The sequence below is a fragment of the Paenibacillus sp. FSL F4-0087 genome (genome assembly GCF_038020215.1).
In the GTDB taxonomy this organism is placed as follows: domain Bacteria; phylum Bacillota; class Bacilli; order Paenibacillales; family Paenibacillaceae; genus Paenibacillus; species Paenibacillus taichungensis.
The window spans coordinates 5,817,607-5,839,287 of sequence record NZ_JBBODJ010000001.1; the positions used below are offsets into that span (position 1 = coordinate 5,817,607).

General features: G+C 45.8%; 17 protein-coding genes. 13 read left to right on the forward strand and 4 right to left on the reverse strand.

The window, feature by feature from the left end:
- The first annotated feature begins 97 nt into the window (after positions 1-97).
- The gene (locus MHB84_RS26685; RefSeq protein WP_076291371.1) at positions 98-1,114 is read left to right on the forward strand and encodes a glycoside hydrolase family 130 protein; all 1,017 of its coding nucleotides are present in this window, start codon (positions 98-100) and stop codon (positions 1,112-1,114) included.
- Positions 1,115-1,138: 24 nt separating this feature from the next.
- On the opposite strand, the gene MHB84_RS26690 is transcribed toward MHB84_RS26685, so the two are convergent.
- Positions 1,139-3,508, reverse strand: coding sequence for a helix-turn-helix domain-containing protein (locus tag MHB84_RS26690; RefSeq protein ID WP_083679079.1), 2,370 nt, complete (start codon positions 3,506-3,508; stop codon positions 1,139-1,141).
- 233 nt (positions 3,509-3,741) lie between these two features.
- On the opposite strand from MHB84_RS26690, the gene MHB84_RS26695 reads away from it, so the two are divergent.
- The 8 genes from MHB84_RS26695 to MHB84_RS26730 all read left to right on the forward strand — a co-directional run bounded on the left by MHB84_RS26695 (position 3,742) and on the right by MHB84_RS26730 (position 14,357).
- On the forward strand, positions 3,742-4,851 hold the full coding sequence (locus MHB84_RS26695; RefSeq protein WP_143764812.1) for an amidohydrolase/deacetylase family metallohydrolase: 1,110 nt from the start codon (positions 3,742-3,744) through the stop codon (positions 4,849-4,851).
- Positions 4,829-5,941 (forward strand): DgaE family pyridoxal phosphate-dependent ammonia lyase, encoded by a 1,113-nt coding sequence (locus MHB84_RS26700; protein ID WP_076291369.1) that lies wholly within the window; start codon positions 4,829-4,831, stop codon positions 5,939-5,941. The genes MHB84_RS26695 and MHB84_RS26700 overlap by 23 nt, the downstream gene beginning before the upstream one ends.
- The gene (gene dagF / locus MHB84_RS26705; protein WP_076291368.1) at positions 5,934-6,689 is read left to right on the forward strand and encodes a 2-dehydro-3-deoxy-phosphogluconate aldolase; all 756 of its coding nucleotides are present in this window, start codon (positions 5,934-5,936) and stop codon (positions 6,687-6,689) included. The genes MHB84_RS26700 and dagF overlap by 8 nt, the downstream gene beginning before the upstream one ends.
- Complete coding sequence (locus MHB84_RS26710; protein WP_076291367.1) at positions 6,682-7,695, forward strand: sugar kinase; 1,014 nt, start codon at positions 6,682-6,684, stop codon at positions 7,693-7,695. Before dagF ends, MHB84_RS26710 begins: the two co-directional genes overlap by 8 nt.
- The gene (locus MHB84_RS26715) at positions 7,682-8,428 is read left to right on the forward strand and encodes a GntR family transcriptional regulator (protein ID WP_175381052.1); all 747 of its coding nucleotides are present in this window, start codon (positions 7,682-7,684) and stop codon (positions 8,426-8,428) included. The genes MHB84_RS26710 and MHB84_RS26715 overlap by 14 nt, the downstream gene beginning before the upstream one ends.
- A gap of 431 nt (positions 8,429-8,859) precedes the next feature.
- A complete protein-coding gene (locus tag MHB84_RS26720) occupies positions 8,860-11,163 on the forward strand; it encodes a copper amine oxidase N-terminal domain-containing protein (RefSeq protein WP_076291366.1) in 2,304 nt (767 codons plus the stop codon).
- A gap of 132 nt (positions 11,164-11,295) precedes the next feature.
- A complete protein-coding gene (locus tag MHB84_RS26725; protein WP_076291365.1) occupies positions 11,296-13,581 on the forward strand; it encodes a preprotein translocase subunit SecA in 2,286 nt (761 codons plus the stop codon).
- 20 nt (positions 13,582-13,601) lie between these two features.
- Positions 13,602-14,357, forward strand: coding sequence for a class I SAM-dependent methyltransferase (locus tag MHB84_RS26730; protein ID WP_076291364.1), 756 nt, complete (start codon positions 13,602-13,604; stop codon positions 14,355-14,357).
- A 98-nt stretch (positions 14,358-14,455) separates the two neighbouring features.
- On the opposite strand, the gene MHB84_RS26735 is transcribed toward MHB84_RS26730, so the two are convergent.
- Positions 14,456-14,869 carry a MerR family transcriptional regulator gene (locus MHB84_RS26735; protein ID WP_076291363.1) on the reverse strand — a complete coding sequence of 138 codons (414 nt, stop codon included), beginning with the start codon at positions 14,867-14,869 and terminating at the stop codon, positions 14,456-14,458.
- 97 nt (positions 14,870-14,966) lie between these two features.
- On the opposite strand from MHB84_RS26735, the gene MHB84_RS26740 reads away from it, so the two are divergent.
- Positions 14,967-15,797, forward strand: a complete 831-nt coding sequence (locus MHB84_RS26740; protein ID WP_076291362.1) for an SDR family oxidoreductase — start codon at positions 14,967-14,969, stop codon at positions 15,795-15,797.
- 107 nt (positions 15,798-15,904) lie between these two features.
- Here MHB84_RS26740 and MHB84_RS26745 read toward each other — a convergent pair whose 3' ends face one another.
- Both MHB84_RS26745 and MHB84_RS26750 read right to left on the reverse strand, forming a co-directional pair.
- Positions 15,905-17,176: an alpha/beta hydrolase fold domain-containing protein gene (locus MHB84_RS26745; RefSeq protein ID WP_179087219.1), complete on the reverse strand. Its 1,272-nt coding sequence runs from the start codon at positions 17,174-17,176 to the stop codon at positions 15,905-15,907.
- A 100-nt stretch (positions 17,177-17,276) separates the two neighbouring features.
- A complete protein-coding gene (locus tag MHB84_RS26750) occupies positions 17,277-17,753 on the reverse strand; it encodes a MarR family winged helix-turn-helix transcriptional regulator (protein WP_063563706.1) in 477 nt (158 codons plus the stop codon).
- Between the two features lie 355 nt (positions 17,754-18,108).
- Between MHB84_RS26750 and MHB84_RS26755 the strand changes: the two genes are divergently transcribed.
- The 3 genes from MHB84_RS26755 to MHB84_RS26765 all read left to right on the forward strand — a co-directional run bounded on the left by MHB84_RS26755 (position 18,109) and on the right by MHB84_RS26765 (position 21,591).
- Complete coding sequence (locus tag MHB84_RS26755; RefSeq protein ID WP_053781115.1) at positions 18,109-19,056, forward strand: ABC transporter permease; 948 nt, start codon at positions 18,109-18,111, stop codon at positions 19,054-19,056.
- A gap of 13 nt (positions 19,057-19,069) precedes the next feature.
- On the forward strand, positions 19,070-19,939 hold the full coding sequence (locus MHB84_RS26760) for a carbohydrate ABC transporter permease (RefSeq protein ID WP_076291360.1): 870 nt from the start codon (positions 19,070-19,072) through the stop codon (positions 19,937-19,939).
- 65 nt (positions 19,940-20,004) lie between these two features.
- Complete coding sequence (locus MHB84_RS26765) at positions 20,005-21,591, forward strand: extracellular solute-binding protein (RefSeq protein ID WP_076291359.1); 1,587 nt, start codon at positions 20,005-20,007, stop codon at positions 21,589-21,591.
- The last annotated feature ends 90 nt before the right edge of the window (positions 21,592-21,681 follow it).

Here is a 21,681-nt window from a genome sequence, read left to right on the forward strand (position 1 = left end):
TGAAGATTTTCGGCGGAGTGATCAGTTTTTCTTTTAAACCCTATGAAGTCCAGACGAGCAAACTATACCATGAACATGAATTGCAGGAGGAATAAATATGCAAATCACGAGACATCCGGATAATCCTATTGTTGTCCCGGGAGGATATGAATGGCGCAAGGTTACGGTTTTCAACCCTGCAGTCATCATTGATAACGGCAAATTTTATATGATTGAGCGCACCGCAGGTTCCCTGACGCCATGTAAGAATTATCTTGGTCTGCTTGAGAGCGAAGATGGCGTAAACTTTACCCATGTGAGGGATGAGCCGATTGTGACGCCAGATATGCTGGGGTTCCCTTATGGCAGTGTGCAGGACCCGCGGATTGTCAAAATTGACGGGACTTTCTATCTGAACTACGCCCTGCGCCCCTGTGCAATGAGCTATTATCCTACAGGGGCAGGTGTCCCCTTGCGCTCTATTCCCGAATATCCGGATGGGTGGGGGGAAGAAGAAGGGCATTGGCTGACCCGGTCCTCTATTCTGAAGTCGGATAATCTATTGGATTGGGAGTTTGTGGCGGACACGACACCACTTGATATCAATGACAGGGACAACATTCTGTTCCCCGAGAAAATAGGCGGCAAATTCGTGCTGCTGCGCCGCCCCGAGGAATACGTGGGAGAAGACTATGGAACGGATAATGCGGCCATGTGGATTACCTACTCCGAGGATCTTGTGAACTGGGAAGAGCCCAAACTGCTCGCCACCGCCGGAAGCCTGTCCTGGGAATCGCGGAAGATCGGAGGTTCTACGCCACCGGTACGCACGGACAAGGGCTGGCTGGTACTCTATCACGGTGTTGATGAGGATATTGTCTACCGTGTGGGAGCGATGCTGCTGGATTTGGAGCAGCCAGAGAAAATCATTGCCCGGACAGCTAATTTTATTATGGAGCCGGAGACGTACTATGAGAAATTCGGGTTCCAGATTCCGAATGTCATCTTCCCTACCGGAAATGTGGTCAAAGACGGACTGCTCTATATCTATTACGGGGTAACGGATACAGCGATTGCGCTCGCAACGGTTCCTTTGAATGAGCTGGTGGAGCATATTCTCCAGGAAGCGCAGTAGCAGAACAACCTATAAAGTGAAAGTTTAGCTTTTCTGAAAGGGCGGAAGGTCCGCCAAGTTAACCGGTCTTTTCGCAGCAGCCCCCTTCAAGGCATGTTCCTTGCGGTACTGCCCCGGCGTCAGACCGGTTTCTTTTTTGAACTTGCGAATGAAATTAGGCGCATCCAAATAACCGACCTGCTCAATAATTTCTTTGAGCGGTGCACTAGTGCTCTGTAGTAGCCGGATGACCTCATCCATACGCCGCTGCCAGATATATTGTGAGAAATTGCTGCCGGTCTTATCTTTGAAGCTACGGCTTAGATAAGAGGTTGAAATGGCAAACTTAAGCGCCACATGCTCCAGGCTGAGGGTGTAGTCTGCGAACTGCTTGTCCACATAAGCCAGAATGTCATCCATTAATGAAGGCTCGCTTGTCTCCGTATTTTGTTCGACCTGCGCGCAAATAGCAGAGGCTAGAGAGAGCAGACGGTTCTCAAGCTCTTCGAGGGTCTCAAAGGAGGTCAATTCCGGCATATTGGCGAACACTTCATGCATGCCTAACTCGGAGGCTGTGCGCAGAAAAGCGTTCAGCAAATCGAAGCAGATGCAGCGCAGCAGATGAACCTGCAGCGGCTCGTCTTTGATTTTATCAATGGTATCAGCAATCATCTGGGCAGCAACCGATTCATTGCCTTGCTTCAGGCTCTGCTCCAGCTTCAGCATGGATTTACGCGGAATCCAGAAGCTCTGGGCAGCGGAAGGGACTAGCTCTACGAGCTGCTCGAAGTAGGATACCTGTCCGCTACGCCGGATCATCCGGTGCTCCAAAGCTGCAGCGGCTTCGATGAAAGATTGATTAAGGAGAGCCAGGTCCCGGTAGGCCATGCCAACACCGATACTTAGAGACAGCTGCGAGTGTTTACGGATTACCTCTAGAATGGCTTCAATAACCTGCTCCATACGGCTTTGAACCGGTAAGTCCGTATCGTCAGGAAGTGAAATAATCAGGGCAAACTGGTCCTTGACCGCGAATTCCACACCGAAGATCTGTGCATCGGGACCAGACAGACATACATTGCTCAGTATTTCCTGCAACAGATGGCGTTCCTGCCAGGACTTGTCACCTGGCACAGTTTCATCCCAGGACAGGATCGCCGAGAAATAGAGGCCCTTTCCCTGAGGATGCTTGAAACCTGCGCTAAGAATCATCTGCTCAATTTCAGGATCATCCGGTTTGCCATGCTTGAGCAGCAGCAGCATGCACTGATTACGGACGAAGGGTTCCTGAAGATCAATTCTGGCACTGTAATCGTGGATAGTCTGCCGAATCCATTCCCATTCATTGCGGAGCTTGGGAGCGTCATTGCCACTTCCTCTCAGCTTCGCAAATTCCATTAGATCCCTAATTGGATGGTACTGCCGTTTGGCCAGCAGCATTGCGGCAGCTATGCCGGTAATGACTGTTATACAGAAGACGATCAGAATCAGGGTCTGTACATGGGCGACACGACTGAAGAACTGGAAGCTTGGCATCGTTGTCACATAGGTCCAGCCATTTTCTTCAGATTGTACGGAAACGACGGAGTATGGTTCCCCGTCCAGCTCCAGATTATGAGTACCTGGCTCAAGTGCGGATAAATTTTTAAGTTCCTCCTGGGGAAGGCTGACGCCATGATTGTTCGCTGTTAACACCTCTCCGGAGGGACCAAAAATATAGCTGCTACCGGAGAAATCACTCAAAATCGAATCCATGACCCCGGTAAGATTGGATTCTTTCATTAAATAGAGAACAGTCCCGTACGGAAACGGGTCATTCGGTTTGATGGGTACGAGCATGACGAGCATCGGATCCATTCGGGAATTGACCGTCACATTCTCGGCGGGACGTACCAAAGGCTGCCGAGTTTCATTCAAATCCCGTCGCAATTCTTCTGAGGTCCAGCGCTCGAATTGATAGAAGGAATCAAAGGTGACATGAAGATTAGCCAGGCCGCGGTATGAATAGATGTTGGAATCGCCATGAAAATAGAGAAGCAGATCCTCTGCTATGTTACTGCTGGCCTTGTAATTCGCCAGCGTCTGAATCGCCTCCAGACCGTAGTAAGGATGCCGAACCATATAGGGGGTCAAATGCCTGTCATAGGCGATTCTGCCCGCTAGTTCCTGGAGCTCTTTCATACGACTATCTATGGTGCTCTTCACTTGATTGAGCTGATTGACATTGGATTGTTCAATTTCGACACGCAGGCCCTTGACAGCGTTCTCATAAACGAAAATGGTTACACCAGTTAGAGGGATAAGAAATATTAGGATGTAGGAAAATGCATATTTCAGCAGAAGTTTTGATTTGAAATGATTCCAGCTGAGCTTGAACCTATTGAGCAAGGATGGCTTGGGTGCCGGATTTGCCATAAAGCAGTCCCTCCAGAGTTAGATATTCGGATGATAAATCTTGGGATTATAAATCTTGGGATTATAAATCACTGTTCTCTTCTAGATTACACCTGTGCTAATATAAACATTATAACATTATAATCTTTAAAGTGGAGCAGCTATCCAAGATTATTATTAAATTTAGGGATGTATTGCTTTCAGGACATTAATCATTTTTTGAATTTTTCTTTATACCGGGGTTGATGAAGGAGATGGGAAGAGTGGGCACAGAGCATGTGCTGCGCAATTTGCAGCTTGTGGATGGGCGAATCATGGATATAGCCATTCAGGATGGGATTATCACCGCCATTACACCTGCATCTCAGGCGGAAGGAGAGAGCGGGCTAGACTGTTCCGGGTTATATGTGTCCAGCGGATGGATTGATCTGCATGTGCATGCTGTACCGGAGCTTGATCCCTATGGCGATGATATCGACGAAATTGGTGTAAAGCAGGGCGTAACAACACTGGTGGATGCCGGAAGCTGTGGTGCAGACCGAATCGGAGCTTTGTATACGGCGAGTCTGAAGGCTGATACCGAGGTGTTTGCTCTATTGAATATTTCAAGAATAGGGCTCGAACGGACAGATGAACTGTCTCAGCTGGAATGGATTGATCGAGACAAGGTTCTGGAGGCGGTAGCGACCTATCCGGAATTCATCGTCGGTCTGAAAGCCCGTATCAGCCAGAGTGTTGTCAAAGATAGCGGTATACAGCCGCTCAAGCTGGCACGCACACTGTCGGAAGAAACGAAGCTTCCGCTTATGGTGCATATCGGCTCCGCTCCACCCGCGATATCCGAGGTTCTGAAGCTGCTGCAACCGGGCGATGTAATTACCCATTACCTTAACGGCAAGTCCAACAATCTGTTCCACGCGGACGGAACACCCCTGCAAGGGTTGCTGGAGGCAGTTGCCCAAGGAGTTCATCTGGATGTGGGGCATGGCACGGCGAGCTTCTCCTTCCAGATTGCAGAACAGGCCAAGGCGGCAGGCATTGCGCTGAATACCATCAGCACAGATATCTACCGGGGCAACCGTCTGAACGGACCGGTGTACAGTATGTCAAATGTGCTGACGAAATTTTTGATTCTCGGCTATAGCCTGGAAGAGGTCATCCAAGCTGTTACAGTCAGCGCAGCGGAGTGGCTCGGCAAACCGGAGCTCGGACAGATAAAGGTGGGACAGCAAGCCAACTTGACTTTGTTTGCACTGGAAGCAGGTGAGAAGCTGCTTAAGGACTCGGAAGGTGATGTTCGGGTCGCGCAGTATTATATTGAGGCTAAAGGAGTTTTTACTAATGGATCATTCATTACAGGCTAGATATGGATTGAAACGTGTTATTAATGCCAGTGGAAGAATGAGCATCCTTGGTGTTTCCGCACCAACAGATTCGGTCATGGAGGCAATGAAGCAGGGCGGACAGAGTTACGTGGAAATTGCGGATCTTGTGGACAAATCTGGAGAATATATTGCACGGCAGCTTGGTTCGGAAGGGGCGGTTGTCGTGAACTCAGCATCCAGCGGCATTGCACTGTCGGTGGCAGCGTTTGTGACTTCTGGAGATCCGCGACTCAGCCTTCGGCTGCATCAGGAGCCGGTACTGAAGAATGAGATTATTATGCTGAAGGGCCATAACGTGCAGTATGGAGCGCCCGTTGAAACCATGGTATTCCTTGGCGGAGGCAGGGTGGTAGAAGTTGGATATGCCAATGAAGGTCGCAAAGAGCATATTGAACAGGCAATTGGTGAACGCACCGCAGCCATCCTTTATGTCAAATCCCATCACGCCGTCCAGAAGAACATGATTTCTGTAGAGGAGGCGTGGGATGTTGCTGTGCGCAGAGGGGTGCCACTGATCGTCGATGCGGCAGCGGAAGAGGATCTGCGCAAATATGTCCAGTACTCGGATCTGGCGATCTACAGCGGGTCAAAAGCTATTGAAGGCCCTACCTCCGGCATTGTCGCCGGCAAAATGAAATATGTCGAGTGGCTAAAGGTACAGCTGCACGGGATCGGCCGCAGCATGAAGGTCGGCAAAGAGACCACCTTCGGGCTGCTTCAGGCTTTGGAGGAATATCAGGACAAAGCCGACAACAGCGAACGGGAGAGGCAGGCGCTGGAGGCTCTTCAGCCGCTTGCCGGGCTTCCTGGAGTTTCGATCCACATCGTGCAGGATGAAGCGGGAAGAGCGATTTTCCGTGGGCGCATCCAGATTGATTCATCTGTTGCAGGAGTGGATGCGAGGCATGTCAATGATCTGCTACGTAAAGGCGTAATTGCGATATATACAAGGGACTATGGGGTTAAGCAGGGGTATTTCGATATTGATCCAAGATCGCTTCAAGGTGATGATCTTCAAGTCATCGTCAGCAGAATACATGAAATCGTGGGGGGAAACAAGAATGAGTAATATTCAGCAGCGTTTATATAAAAACAGAGCCGCTCTTAATGTACTGGCCAGCAGTATTGAGAACGCGAAGGAAGTGTACGAGGCAGCGGAAGGATATGTTTTGGTAGGCGTGCTCTCGAAGAATTACGCGACGGCATCGGAAGCGGCAGCCGCGATGATCCAGTACGGTCAGACGATTGAGGACGCTGTATCTATCGGATTGGGTGCCGGAGATAATCGACAAGCTGCAGTGGTTGCGGAGATTGCCTCAAGCTATCCTGGAAGCCATATCAATCAGGTGTTTCCAGCAGTCGGGACAACCCGCGCTAATCTGGGCGCCAAGGATAGCTGGATTAACAGTTTGGTCTCCCCTTGCGGACAGCCAGGCTACGTAAATATTTCAACCGGCCCCGTCAGTTCAGGTACGACTCCGCATGCTATTATTCCGGTACATGCTGCCATCGCGCTGGTTCGTGACATGGGCGGCAATGCGTTGAAATATTATCCAATGCAGGGGTTGAAATTGGAAGAGGAGTACCGTGCAGTTGCCAAGGCCTGCGGGGAATCCGGGTTTGCTCTGGAGCCTACGGGTGGAATCGACCTGGATAACTTCGGACCCATTTTGGAGATTGCACTTCAAGCTGGGGTGCCCCAGGTTATTCCGCATGTGTATTCATCTATTATTGATCCGCAGACGGGAAGTACGAATGTCCAGGATGTCGTCAAACTGCTTGAAACGATGAAATCGCTGGTGGATCGGTATGCCTAGGATTGCGGCTTTTGGTGAAGTGATGATGCGGTTGCAGGTCCCGGGCCATGGAACGCTTGTCCAGAGCAATACGCTGGATTATTCTTTTTCCGGCAGCGGGGTTAATGTAACGGCAGCGCTGGCTGGGTACGGTCATAACGGTGCTCTTATTACCACTTTGCCGGAAACACCAGTAGGCGAAGCGGCAATTGCTTATCTGCGCAAACTTGGGGTGGATACTTCACTAATTTGCCGGGGAGGTAAGCAGCTGGGGATGTACTTTCTGGAGAATGGCTTTGGAGCCCGCCCCGGCAGAGTCACTTACACAGATCGACTCGGCAGCAGTTTCAATACCGCGGAAGCAGGTAATTACGATATGGTTGCTCTTGCCTCCCGGATCGACGTTCTTCATTTATGCGGTATTACGCTGGCTATGAATGAAGGCGTTCGCAAGCAAATGAAACGGCTTGCTGCGGAAGTGAAGAGTGCCGGGGGAAAAGTTGTTTTTGACTGCAATTACCGTCCTGCGTTATGGGGAGCGGATGGCTATGCCAAGGCCCGCCCACATTATGAGCAACTGCTGGAGCTGACGGACCTGGTGCTAATGAATGAGAAGGACGCACAGTTTATCCTTGGATTTGGAACCGGAGAATATGATAGAATGACACAGTTGAAGCAAGCGATTCCCGAAGTGGTTGAGCGCTTCGAAATCGGAACGGCAGCGGGAACCCACCGTGAAATTAACGCTGACCATACGCATTCCCTGACAGGATATATTTATCAGCATGGTACGTTTCTATTTTCTCGCAAGCTGACTTTCCCGGTGTATGACCGGATCGGTGCCGGCGATGCCTTTGCCAGCGCCGTCATTCATGGGGAATTGCAACAATATCCGCAGCAGCAGACGGTTAATATGGCAGCGGCAGCAGCGATGCTCGCCCATACCACTCAGGGTGATACAGCGCTTTTTACCGAGAGCGAGGTGCTCCGGGCGCTGTCGGACCATACCTTAGATGTTGAAAGGTAGTGAACAACGAGTGTCTTTGAAACGAAAGCAAGGTCCTTTATATCAGCAAATCCAGAAAATTCTCAAAGACCGGATTTTGCATGGCGTGTATCCTTTAGGGAGCATCATCCCCTCCGAACCGCAGCTGGAGAAGGAATTCGGTGTCAGTAAAATGACGGTCCGCGGCGCTGTTCAAGAGCTGTCCCAAGAAGGTTATGTGCAGAAGAAAAGCGGTATCGGAACGATTGTCATGCGCAATACCTCCCATCAGAAGCTCTCTAAGGGCAAACGGTTTACGGAGCTGCTCGTAGAAGAGGGCCACAAGCTGGAAAAGAAACAGCTGGAATCCCGGTTAATTGCGAATGAAGCCGGAACGGAAGACTATGACCGCTATGGGCCGTATTGTCAGCGAATTGAACGGCTCTACATTTTGAATGGACAGCCTTATATTCATCTGATACACTTCTTGGCTGCAGTTGCATTGCCCGGTGGAGGTACGGCAGAAATGGTCACAAACATTCAGTCGCTGTATGACTCACTGGAGGAGAACGACATTGCGCTGGAAAACTTCAGAGACCGTTTCTATGTAGAGACGGCACCCCCTGAGGTGTGTCAGTTGCTGGAGATTCCACCAGGGACGCATGTACTCAAGCGCCTGCGTAACTCCTTCGACGGAGAAGGAAGACTTATTGAGCACAGTATTGGCTGCTATAACACAGAGCTTCATCATTATCTGGTCAATTACGACACTTGAAGTCTCTTAAACAGTAACTGGAAAGTTCGGAAGCAGCAGTGTAGTTTGAGGGACGGCTTGTAGGTGGGGCGTTGCAAACGGCTTAGAACTTAGGGAAATGAAGGGTAGTCTGAATTGAAGCTCATACCAGAAGTTAAACCACGGAATACCGTGGTTTTTTTGTTTTATCGGTAAAAGCTTTTGTTCTGTAATACGTTTTGATATGAACATGCTTGGTGCTCTTTAGATTAAAAAAATCATCAACAAAACAAAAGAACTATTCCTGTGACAGCATACATATGTGAATGAATAACATTTTCTTTGAAAAATAGATGCACTGAATCCACAATTTACAAATTTACTAGAAACTTTTCCCTGAAACTAGCGTCTAATACTATGACTTTTTGAGAGTGTAAACATTACTTGGGAGCAGAAGGAGCCAAAGACAAAGCATGAATCTGAAGAAGAAATTGTCCATTTTTACCGCTTTAGCCGTTTTACAAGCATTTGCAGTCGGTTCTGTGAATGCGCAGTCAGCGTCGCAAGATGATACAGCGTCAGTTAATACAGCAAAAGTAGAATCGGTTGAGGTGCTGAAGAAAGAGCAGCCGATTGCAGAGAGTGAAGTGAAAACGGGTAGCAGCAACGCATCCAGCAGTACTCCGTCCACTAAAGGAAAAGAAACCGGAACTTTGACAGGCACTGAGGTAACGCCTAAAACAGATATCGAGAAACCCGCCATAGATGGGGGAGAGACGACTACAAACGAAACGAGTACAGGGTCTACTACAATTCAGGAAGGATCCACTGAGGATGTTGAAACGCCATCTACCCCTGCTCAAATAGAGCAACCATCCGTTGATGGAAATTCTGCCGTAGCAGCAGGCGGCGATCTGACGTTGTACATGAATAGCAACAAAATGGAGCAGGATGGAAAAACGTATCTTGCTGGACAGCCAATGGCTGTAAAAAACGGTGTATCCTATGTTGCAATCCGTGCGCTGGTTGACCGTGTGGGATATGGCGTCAAATACGATAACAAAACCAAGGAAACCATCATTATTAGTGGTGATGATGAACTCCGATTCAAAACCAACAGCAAGGACTATACGGTAAATGGAGAGACCAGAACGATGAAAGGCCCTGCATATCAACAAAAAAGTACATTCATGGTGCCGTTAACTTCCATTACTCAAGCTCTGAACATCACCTATAAAGTGAATCAGTCGGCTAAAACGGTGGTGTTGAATCTTAATACAAAACCTGTTGCAAGCTTTACCATTTCCCAAAAGGAAATCTTTGCGGGTGATCAAGTGGACTACGTGACTTCTTCCAGTTCACCTAATGGAATGGATATCGTTGACGAACGCTGGACTGGTCGCCAGGATTCATTTGATCAAGCAGGTACATATACGATTTCATATCAAGTACAGGACTCCAATGGTCAATGGAGCGACCCCTATTCAACTACGATTGAAGTTTTGGCTCCTAATCTTCCTCCTGTAGCCATGTTCACCACAGACAAGGAACAATATAAAATGGGTGAAAAAATAACATACATCGATCAAAGTACAGATGATGAAAACAGGATTGAAAAAACGGTATGGGAGAACAATTCGTTGGCCTTTTTTGAACCCGGTCCCAAAACGGTGACACTCACCGTTACTGACAATCACGGCGCAACGGACACTTACTCCAAAGTTATAACCATAACCAATGAGACATTATATTCATTTTCCGATTTCAATTTGCTCTTCACGCCGGTAGGACAGAAATTTACCTTTAACGGTGGCGAAGTAACTTCCATGGAAAAAGTGCCTTATACGTACACGGATGAGCCAAGTCTGTTGATCCGCAGCAACAGTCCTGAAACGGTTAATACGGAAGGCATCGTGTATAAAGAATCATCTTCGGGGCAGACGCGTTTCATGATTCACCACGTAAACAATACAGGTAAAAGAGTGAAAATGTATGTTATTGCAACCAATAACAACCCCAATCCGGCAGTATTCGAACAACAAAATATGGGCTTTGCTGGGCCTACACCGTATGCTACCGTAGCTGGGAAATTGTCGATTGATAAATGGTTCAAATCGATTCAGACCGGAGCCGATCAGAAGAAAGAGGTTATTCAACCTGGAGAAAGCAAATTGATTTTGACAGAACTTAATAAAACTCCGATGAAAGAAGGACAAGTCATCTCTCTCTATTCGGACGCTTATAGTGATTATTCCTTAGACTATAACGTTATTCTGGTGGAAGAAAATAAAGATCCGTTCGAGGCTCTGCCATTACTACCTGTGCTTGATCGTGACGGAGTGCACAACCGTGGTACGTACCCGAATGCGACTCGCATTATAAAGTACGATGAGCACGTGGGAATCAAACCTGCCCGTCTGCCACTTGGTGACAATTCAAGCGATCCCAATCTGGTAGGAACAGATCCGATGGCTTACACAGACGCATCCAATGCGGGTAATTTCGGCGTATTATACAAAATCACGCTGACCAATGTTGCACCGCGTACGCTTATCTCCTTTAACCCTCGTGGAGGGAAGTATTCCGGAGTAGCTCTGGTGAACAATCAGTTGGTATCGATTGCCGAAGGTAACGTTGCGGTTGCCAATTCAAGTGAACAAAGCGTTCTTTACCGTACAGGGGCATATGGAGAGAGCGTTACAATTCTTTTCTCTGCCGCGCCAGGAAGCAACCTGCCGGTCAATCTGCTCTTTACACCGCTCCCATCGGAGAAGTGATATAGTTCTCTCTCAAAGCTAGAGCGGGAATGAATGATTGGGTTGGCGTATTAAATTAACTATCGAAAGAAGACTCCATAAGGAGTCTTTTCTTTTCACAACTTATTTCTACTGAGGAGGAATCAAATTCCGATGAATGTAGTCGTCAAGTTGATACGTGAATTCAAAGAGCGTGATACCCGGCGTTTGTTGAAAGATTATCGAGACAAAGTGGAACTTATCAGGAAACGGAATTTGGAAGCTTGGGACGATCAGCGGCTACTAGCTGAATCCCTTCGGCTGCGAGAAGAAGTAAGATCAGGCACACCTTTGAATGAACTGCTTGTTGATGCTTATGCATTAGTCTGCGAGGCTGCGAAGAGGACACTCGGATTACAGCCTTACGATGTCCAGATTATGGCTGCTATCGCTTTGCACGAGAGATTTTTGATCGAACAGCATACCGGTGAAGGAAAAACACTCTCTGCTGTTATGCCTGCTTATCTCAACGCGTTGACCGGCGAAGGCGTTCATGTACTCACATTTAACGACTACTTGGCAAATCGAGATGCAGAGTGGATGGGTCCGATCTACCATTTCCTCGGGTTAACGGTAAGCTCGGTTCAAGCGGGCATGAGTTTGCTCGAAAAACGGGAAGCTTACGCCAAGGATATAACCTATGTTACGGCTAAAGAAGCAGGATTCGATTATTTGCGTGACACAATCGAATTAAATGAAGCTGATACCGTACACCGTCCTTTCCACTACGTCATCGTCGACGAAGCAGATTCATTGCTTCTTGATGAAGCGCGGGTGCCGCTAGTCATTAGTGGCGATTCGAGTGCTTCCAAGAGTGATGGCGTTCTTTTCGCAGAAGTGGCCCGGCAGCTGCAGCCAGCAGAGCATTACGATTTTGACGAGTTCCAACGGAACGTTTACTTGAATGATGCGGGTGCTGCGAAAGCGGAGTTGCTGCTGGGATGTGGCAATTTGTACGATAGCCATAATAGTCATATGTTAACGTCATTGAATTGTGCGCTGCATGTGGAATCGTTATTAAAAAAAGACGTCGATTACATCATCCGGGACGGTGAAATCGAGCTAATCGAAGAACATACCGGCCGTGTGGCTGAGAACAGGTATTTGCCGGATGGGCTTCAAGCTGCGCTGGTGGCAAAAGAAGGGTTGCAGTGGAAGGCCGGCGGGAGAATTCTCGGTACGATCACGATTCAACATTTCATTAGCCTGTATTCGGGAATTTGCGGAATGACGGCCACGGCGCACGCTTCAGCAATGGAATTCGAGGATATCTATGCGTTACAGGTCGTGCAAATACCGCCAAACCAGCCAAACATACGGAATGACCACAAGCACCGAATTTACACCCATAAAGAAGCCAAATATAAGGCGCTTGTACAAGAAATCTCTTCTGTCCATAGGGTTGGACGCCCCATTCTTATTGGTACGTCAAGCGTCGAGGAGTCTGACATGTTGGCAGAGGCGCTTGCGCTTGCCGGCGTACCTTGCCAGGTTCTCAATGCGAAAAACGATGCAAAAGAAGCCGAAATCATCGCCAAAGCGGGAGAAATCGGAGCCGTAACGGTATCTACGAATATGGCAGGGCGGGGTGTCGACATTCGTCTTGGCGGCGGCAATCCTGCTCAGGCAGAGCTGGTTGCCAAGCTGGGCGGATTATACGTAATCGGTACACATGTAAACGAAAGCATGCGGATTGATAACCAGCTGCGCGGGCGTTCCGGCCGCCAAGGCGACCCGGGAGCTTCCGTATTTTATATAAGTTTGGAAGACGAGTTGATGCTTCGCTTCGGCATTCATAGACTTTTTCGCGCTCCCAGGCAGGAAGAAGTTCTTGACGATCCGGCGCTCGGCAGCAAAATCGAGCATATTCAGCGCGTTATCATCGGTCAAAACTTCGATATTCAGCGGGAATTGAACTGTTATTCGGATATGGTGGAGGATCAGAGGCGAATCCTATACGAAGAACGGCTCGGAATATTGAAAGGCGAGAGACCGATGAGTCCATCGGAGCAGCGGGTACGGCTTTTTTATATCGACGAGTTCTGGGCTGACCATCTGGCATACGTTTCTTACATTCGCGAAAGCATCCATCTCCAGAGCATTACCAGTCGCAACCCGATCGACGAGTTTCATACGCAAATCACCCAAGCATTCGAGCAAATTCCGGCTAAAATAGATCATGAGTCGGCGAATATGCTTAGAAAACTTGGAGGTTCGAATGATCCGGAGAAATGGGAACAGCTCGGTCTGAAGAGTCCTATTTCGACTCGGACTTATATGATTAACGATCAATATAGCCAAGATAAGCGCAGCTCATGGACCGGAACGACGGTATTTGCTTTTTGGGGCAGTAAGATTTTGAAGCTGTTACTGAGGCCAGTATATAGGATGTCAAAATAGTGATGGGAGCGTGACGATCGATGAACAATAGAGAACGGTTTACGACCCGGGTCGATTCGTATTTAAAATACCGCCCGAGCTATCCAAAAGAGGCTATTGACCATTTGTACGACGTCGTCGGTTTACGTGCGAACAGTAATATAGCAGACATTGGTTCAGGCACTGGGATCATCTCAAGGCTACTACTGGAACGCGGAAGCGATGTAATCGCAGTCGAGCCAAATCAGGCAATGCGGGAAGCCGCCGAGCAAATGTTAGAAAGTAATCCGAAATTTCAGAGTACATCAGGTTCTGCGGAATCTACTGGATTACCTGATCAGTCGGTTGATTTTATTGTCTGCGCTCAGGCATTTCACTGGTTCGATCGCTCCGCAGCCCATATCGAGTTTCGCAGAATTCTGCGGCCAGGTGGGAGAGTAATACTCATCTGGAATTCTCGTCTTACTAACGGGACTCCGTTTCGTGAAGATTACAATCAACTGCTTCATACATACGGAACCGACTACGAAAAAGTTAATCATAAAAATATTTCTCAGAAGATGCTGCTCTCTTTTTTCAAGGAAGGTTCAATGCATGAAATGCAATTCAGAATGAGTCAGGAGTTCGATTTCGAGGGTTTGAAAGGCCGGTTGCTATCATCTTCATACAGCCCTGTACCCGGGCATGCAAATTACGATCCAATGATGACAGAACTGCGGAATTTATTTGATAAAAATAATCAAGATGGTTTTGTTGAATTCGATTATGAAACTGAGATTTTTTGGGGAGAAGTATAGATCACCAAAATGATACCCAGATATATCCTCAAGCTATAGCTGGGTATTTTTGTGAAATTTACGTCCATAGAGCCTTGTCACGACTGCAGACTGTAAACCTAGATGTTGATTTTAAGTCGTAATTTGGCCATCATAGCCTCAGCTTGTTGTGGATCTTCATTCAGCAGCTTCCTGTATGTCAGCATCCAATTCAGCGTTAGAAGCATATGATCGTACTCTTCCTTCTTGCGCTCGATCTCATTGATCTTTTGAAGAATCCATTCGATTACTTCTTGGTTGGTGCGTTCGTTCGTATCGTGATCCTGCAAAATCGTCTTTAGTTCAGCCAACGAGCAGCCAATGCCTTGAAACTTCTTAATCAGCCTTAACCGCTCAATTGCTTCGTCTGAGTAGTTGCGGTAATTATTCTTCTCTCGCTGAATATGCCTGCCATCAAGCAAACCTTCCTTCTCATAAAATCGAATGGTGTGGGGGGTTAAACCCATCAAGTCTGCTAATTCTTGAATTTTCATATGAGATCATACCTCCAAACGCTTGCCTTAGAGTTCACTTCATAGTTTAGACTGAAGTTATATCTTCGTCAAATGCTTAAGGAGGCGCTAAAATATTATGCGTATATTTGTTACTGGTGCAGCAGGTTATATTGGTACAGCCGTTGTCCGCGAACTCATCGGTGCGGGCCATCAGGTCGTTGGGCTGACCCGTTCGGAGAGTGGTGCTCACGTATTAGAAAGCTTGGGAGCTGAGGTGGCTCGTGGTGTGTTAGAGGATCTGGATATACTGCGCAGCTGTGCTGCCACTTCAGACGGTGTTATTCATCTGGCATTCAATCATGATTTCTCTAATTTTGCCGCATCACTGGCAGCTGATCTTCGCGCCATCGAAGCAATGGGAGAGGCGCTTGCCGGCTCCGGTAAACCACTTGTTATAACAGCCCATGCGAATGGCAAACCATCGGAGGATGCAGCACTTGCGTTTATAGAACAAGGCGTGAGAGCATCGATCGTCTCGCTTGCACCTTCCGTTCATGGAGAAGGTGATAAAGGTTTCGTGCCGCAATTAATCCGAATCGCTGAGGAAAGAGGCTCTTCGGCTTACATTGGAGACGGCTCTAACCGTTGGCCAGCTATTCATCGCTTGGACGCGGCAGTTTTGTTCCGCCTCGCTGTAGAATCTGCGCCTGCAGGCTCACGACTGGATGGCGTGCAGGATGAAGGCATTGCATTTAGAGACATTGCCGAAGCCATTGGTCGTCATGTGGGTGTGCCGGTAGTCAGCATCCCGCCTGAAGAAGCGCAAGCCATCTTCGGTTTTCTAGGCATGGTCGCGTCGATTGACTTAGCTAGATCTAGTGAAGGGACGAAGGAGCTTCTCGGCTGGAAGCCTGTCCAGCATGGACTTCTCGCAGATCTGGAACAAGGGCATTATTTCACGAAATAGTCGAACTGGAATGAATCAAACGTTTGCTATCAATTTATACACAACAAAAAATCGTTGCCTAAGTACGAAGTAGGCAACGATTTTTTGTTTTTATATTTCTATCATGATTAATCTAAACTATCTAAGAAGGCTAGTTTTCTCTGAATATAAGTTCGAGTTGCTTTAGTATCAATCGTGTTCATATATCCATGAACTTCTTTGCTCTCATGGATATCAGGAATATATAAATCTGTCTTGACTCCTAATTCTTTTAAGCGGTTATAATAATCTTCAGCCTGATCTGGGAATGTTCCTGTGTTGCCATCCGTTATAAAAGTTGGAGGGAAATTACTCGTCGCTCTTGGAATTACATTTAAGGATTGTAAGATATCTTTATCAGCGCTAACCACCGGCTGACCAATGTATGCACTCCCTGATTGAGCGAAAATATAGTCAGTCACGCTGTCTTCGGTTACGGTTCTATGTCCCCGACTAAAGTCAAGAATGGGTACTTCTAATACTAAAGCTTTGATATCCGAAAGCTCTATGACAGGATTAATATCGATTTCTTTCGCATACTCAGGGTTAACTTGAATTGTCACAAAGTCTGCAGCGATAAATCCACCTGCGCTTCCCCCGCCAAAGATTACGTTGTTCATATTAATTCCGTACTGTTTTCCATTTTGCTGCATATATTGCACGGCTTCTGATAATTGTTTTATGGGTGTAGGGTGTATATATTCAGGAGCTAAAGCATAATTTATGGTCACCACATTATAACCATGATCAACCATTAATTCATAATGATATAACATTGTATTTGAAGCCGCTCCTGCGTTAGGATCACCTCCAATTGAATCTCCCGCTATAAAGCCACCGCCGTGCACATAAAAGTATGTTGGACGTTCTTCATCCAATTGACCATCGGGTGTAATGATATTTAAAAAACTTCTTGGATACTTTTCTCCATATTGAATATTCGTTGTTAACTGATATTTACCATCAATAGTTGAGGTGGTAGATGGTTCTGCTGTGTAAGTATTTTCTGCTCCAGAACTGCTTTGCAAATATAAAGCAACTGGCTTTGGCGTAGCTGTAAATAATATTAATATGGATGTCCCCACCATTAAAACAAGGATGAGAACCCATTTGCTAATTCTCAACGTTAATGATTTGAAACTTCGATTCATTTTCTTATGCATGCCTAATGCAAAAATAATTAATGCAAACCCGGTTACTGCAAATGAAACTTGTGCAACTACAAATAATCCGATTTTATCAAATATCATCCAGAGGATTTCAGTAGCTATAAACAAAGCCGAGATACCTAACCAGGCACGATAGACCTTTTCATTTAACTGCTTCTTAACGACTAGAATATTAACTACAGACACAGCCATGGCTACGATTCCTAATGGGATAAGATAATTGATAAAAAATGACTGTGACCAAGACAATAAGATCGTAATTAACCCTACAATAACTCCGTATAACCTCATACTAGATTTCATTTTTAACCATATCCTTCTTTATGTTATTTAATTGTGTATCAATCACTGATAAATATTGGTTTAATTCCTCCAGCTCTTTAACAGTGAGTTTGTTTCCTAAAGGCATCAACACAGCCAGAATTTTCTGTCTCTCCTCCAACACAATGTGCTGTCCTTTTTCTGTTAATTCAAGCCAGACCACTCGTTTATCTTTTTCATTGTACTCACGTTTAATTAATTCTTTATCCGTTAATCGATTCACGATAGCAGTAATAGAACTTTTTTTGACATTAAGTGCTTTAGCTAAAAAACTGGCTGTGCAATGATCAGTCGTATTAATGACATTCAATAAATTAAACTGGTCTGGAGTAACACTGCTATCTTTTGAAATATTCTTTTGAATAGATTGCATACTAATAGAAATTGATATTGCTCTCTGAGTGTACAGATCAATATGTTGCTCTAATTGCTTTCTATCCATATCCATAGTTAATTGCTCCTTTATCATATTAGTTTCATTGTCTAACTGTTAGATTGTGAAACTAATATTAACAGCATGTTTTTTTTAAGTCAACAGTTGAAAAAACAATGTTATTGTTGGTTAAGATTCGCTGTGTTCCAAACACTTGTTGAGAGACCAGAACATAGTCCCCTTGAAAGTCGCTATTTAGCGGCTTTTTTTATTTTAGCGATACAAGTTCTTGTCCCACTTTCCGGGATGAGCTGTTGGAACGATCCAAGATACACTTCCTTAATATCTTATAAGAAATTCTTGAAATTTCAGAAATTTATCCGATAGGGGGGTGCTAATATACAAATACAAACAAAGACGAGGTGATGATATGCAAGTGAAATTGGCAGCGGACGCCATTCCCCTCTCCAAAAAGCGGAAGTCATGGATAAGGACGATCCAAAAATATAAAGTGATGTATGCTCTCTTATTACCAGCCTTAATTTACTTTGCCGTATTCAAATACATTCCTATGGCGGGAATATTGATTGCTTTTAAAAACTACAACCTGGCTTTGGGAGTATGGGATAGCCCATGGGTTGGATTCAAAAATTTTACGGATTTTATGAACGGCGTTTATTTCTGGGACATCATGAAAAATACGATTGTTATATCGCTGTATAAGCTATTGTTCGGTTTCTCCGCTCCCATCTTACTTGCTTTACTGCTCAATGAAGTTCATACCCAATGGTTTAAGAAAATCGTACAAACCATTACTTATTTACCCCACTTTCTGTCTTGGGTCATTGTGTATGGATTGATGGTAGCATTATTAGCCCCAGGCGATGGCCTTTTTAATATGATTTTGAAGGAAAGTGGTTTTCAGCCCATTTCATTTCTAACGGAGCCTGCTTGGGGAAGACTGCTGGTCATCGCATCTGAAATATGGAAGGACATTGGATGGGGAGCTATTTTGTACCTCGCCGCATTAGCAGGTATTGATCCAAGCTTATATGAAGCGGCTCGAATGGATGGCGCTTCCAAATGGAGACAGCTCTGGCATATCACGTTACCCGGCATTCGAGGAGTCATTATTCTGATGCTGATCCTTAAATTAAGCCATATTCTGGATGCTGGCTTTGACCAGATATTCATGTTTGCCAACACCTTTAACCAGGAGAAGATCGACATTATCGACACATGGGTATACCGTGAAGGGTTGGAGCGTCTTAAAATCGGCTTGGCTACTGCTGTAGGATTGTTTAAAGCTGTCATTGGATTTGGTTTAGTTTTGGCAGCAAATAAGCTCGCCAAAAAATTCGATGGGCAAATTTGGTGAGGTGGTTTTTAATATGATCAATTTGACAATCGGGGAAAAAGTTTGGCAATCCGTCGTTTATGTGATTCTTATTTTTTTATCGCTACTTTGCTTACTACCCTTTCTGTATGTGATTGCTGTCTCCGTGACGCCAGAATCGGAAGTGTTAAGAAGAGGGATTGTGATTATACCAGAATCTTTTACCTTTCTGGCCTATAAAGAAGTATTTATCTCTCATGGGATCTGGCAGGCGTATAAAATTACGTTGTTTCGAACGATTGTAGGTACGATGCTTAATGTGTTATTTACGGTCTTAGCAGCTTATCCGTTATCCAAAAAATATTTGCCGGGACGCAGCCCGTTTTTACTATTCATTGTGTTTACCATGATGTTTAGTGGAGGGTTAATTCCGACTTATCTACTAATTCGCTCTCTGGGGTTGCTAAACAGTCCGTGGGTATTGATTATTCCAAATCTCATTAGTGCATTTAACCTGGTGATCATCAAAGGCTTTTTCGAGCAATTGCCTGGTGAAATCGAGGAATCAGCGAGGGTTGACGGTGCAAGTGAACTTCAATCGTTATGGCGGATCATTTTACCACTGTCTTTGCCCGTCATTTCCACCATTTCTTTATTTTACGCAGTGGGGCATTGGAACAGTTATTTTGATGCTATTGTTTATATCAATGATTCCAACTTCATGCCGCTTCAAGTAGTCTTGCGCAACATCCTGCTCAACGTTGCAACACAAAGCGCTGAGTCGCTCGCCAATTCCGGAGCTGTAAGTACGTTCGCTGTGCAGATGGCTACCGTTGTTGTGACTACGGTTCCGATTTTAATCGTTTACCCATTTTTACAAAAACATTTTACCAAAGGTGTGCTCTTGGGATCCGTTAAAGGTTAAAAGGTGTTCCAACCTAACTTATTACGGTGAAACCGTGATAATATACAATCAAAGGAGAGGTCAATATGCAGCGTAAGAAGATTTCATTTGCTATTCTGTCGGCAATCTTAGGATTGGGTACGCTACTGTCAGGATGTGGGGGAAATGAAGAAGTTACATCGACAGCTTCGAGTAATTCGCAAGGGCAGTCTGGCCAGTTTGCAACCAAAATGAAAATCTCAATGTTTAACCAAGGCACTTTCAACGCTGCTGCTCCGGTACCTCCACGTGATGAAGATGTTCAACGTCAAATGTTGGAAAAAGAGATGAACATCGACTTGGATATGATGATTCCTCAAGCTGGGCAAGCAACAACCAAACTGAATACACTCATTGCAGGCGGAGATATTCCAGATTTGATCTTCTTGAAGAGTCGGGCTGATCTCGCGCAATATTACGACCAAGGCGTTCTTGCGGATTTGACACCGTATTTGGATCAATTCCCTGAATTAAAGAAACGGTTTGGCAACGACTCATGGGATGCAATGTCCTATCAAGGAAAAACGATTGGAATTCCAGGCTATGATAATGTTAACGGTATCAGTCGAAGCTTCTTTATCCGCAATGATTGGCTGAAAAAGCTGAATATGGAGGTACCAACGACACCGGATGAGTTGTTCGAAGTTATGAAAGCCTTTACAGAAAAAGATCCGGACGGGAATGGTAAAAATGATACGTACGGATTCATCGGCGGTATGAATAAAGAAGGTAATCTGCAAACCTACGGCTTCGATAGCTTGATGTGGATGTTTGGTGTCAATCCTCCTTCGGCCGTTGAGATAAAAGATAATGAACCGGTATTTCTGTTTATCGATCCTAAAATGAAAGAAGCGCTTGCTTATATTAATAAAATGATGGCCGCCAAGGTGGTTGACCCAGACTGGGTGACGATGAATTCGCCTGATTTGTTGGACCAAAAGATGTTTAAGGGTAAAGTTGGCTTCATGATTAGAGATGCTCGCAGACTGGAGCCGGATTATCAACAGAAAATGAAAGAAATTAGTGGCGAGGTGCCGGAATGGATTGTCATTCCTCCGATGAAAGGTCCTTACGGGGATCAAATTGTAGAGAGAAAATCATTTCAAGGCAATTCATGGGCCATTTCCGCGAAAGCGGATAAGGACAAAATCATTCGGATCTTGTCCATGCTGAATTATCTCTTTACAGACGAAGAAGCTTATCCGAACTTTGCATACGGAATTAAAGGTATTCATTGGGATGTGGTGGACGGCAAGATCAAAAATAAAACCTCCGAGTTATCGAAGGAAATGAAAGAGAAGTACCTGTGGGTCGATCATTATAGAATGCCACGTCGTGGTGATGATGCGGAGTACTTCAGCTTCCAGAATCCGAAGACGGCGGAGGCTTTCAAGGACAATCAGCAATATGTGGGGCCAACGTTGCCCGGGAATTTATTGACCCCAGACCCAAGCGATACCTTGGATGCTGACCGCACACGTTTCATTAATGAAAGTTTAGTTAAATTTATGACAGGCAAAGAGCCTCTTTCCAACTGGGACAATTTCCTCCAAACGTTGGATACCAAGTTTGACATGCAGAAATATAAGGAAACAGCAATCAAACAATTTAAAGAGGCCGGCCTTATCAAGTAAAATAAATAAACAAAGAGAGTGGCTATTCGTAGCCCCTCTCTTTATTAGCATATGCTATTCTTAGTTTACTATAGAATTAAAAGGAAGATG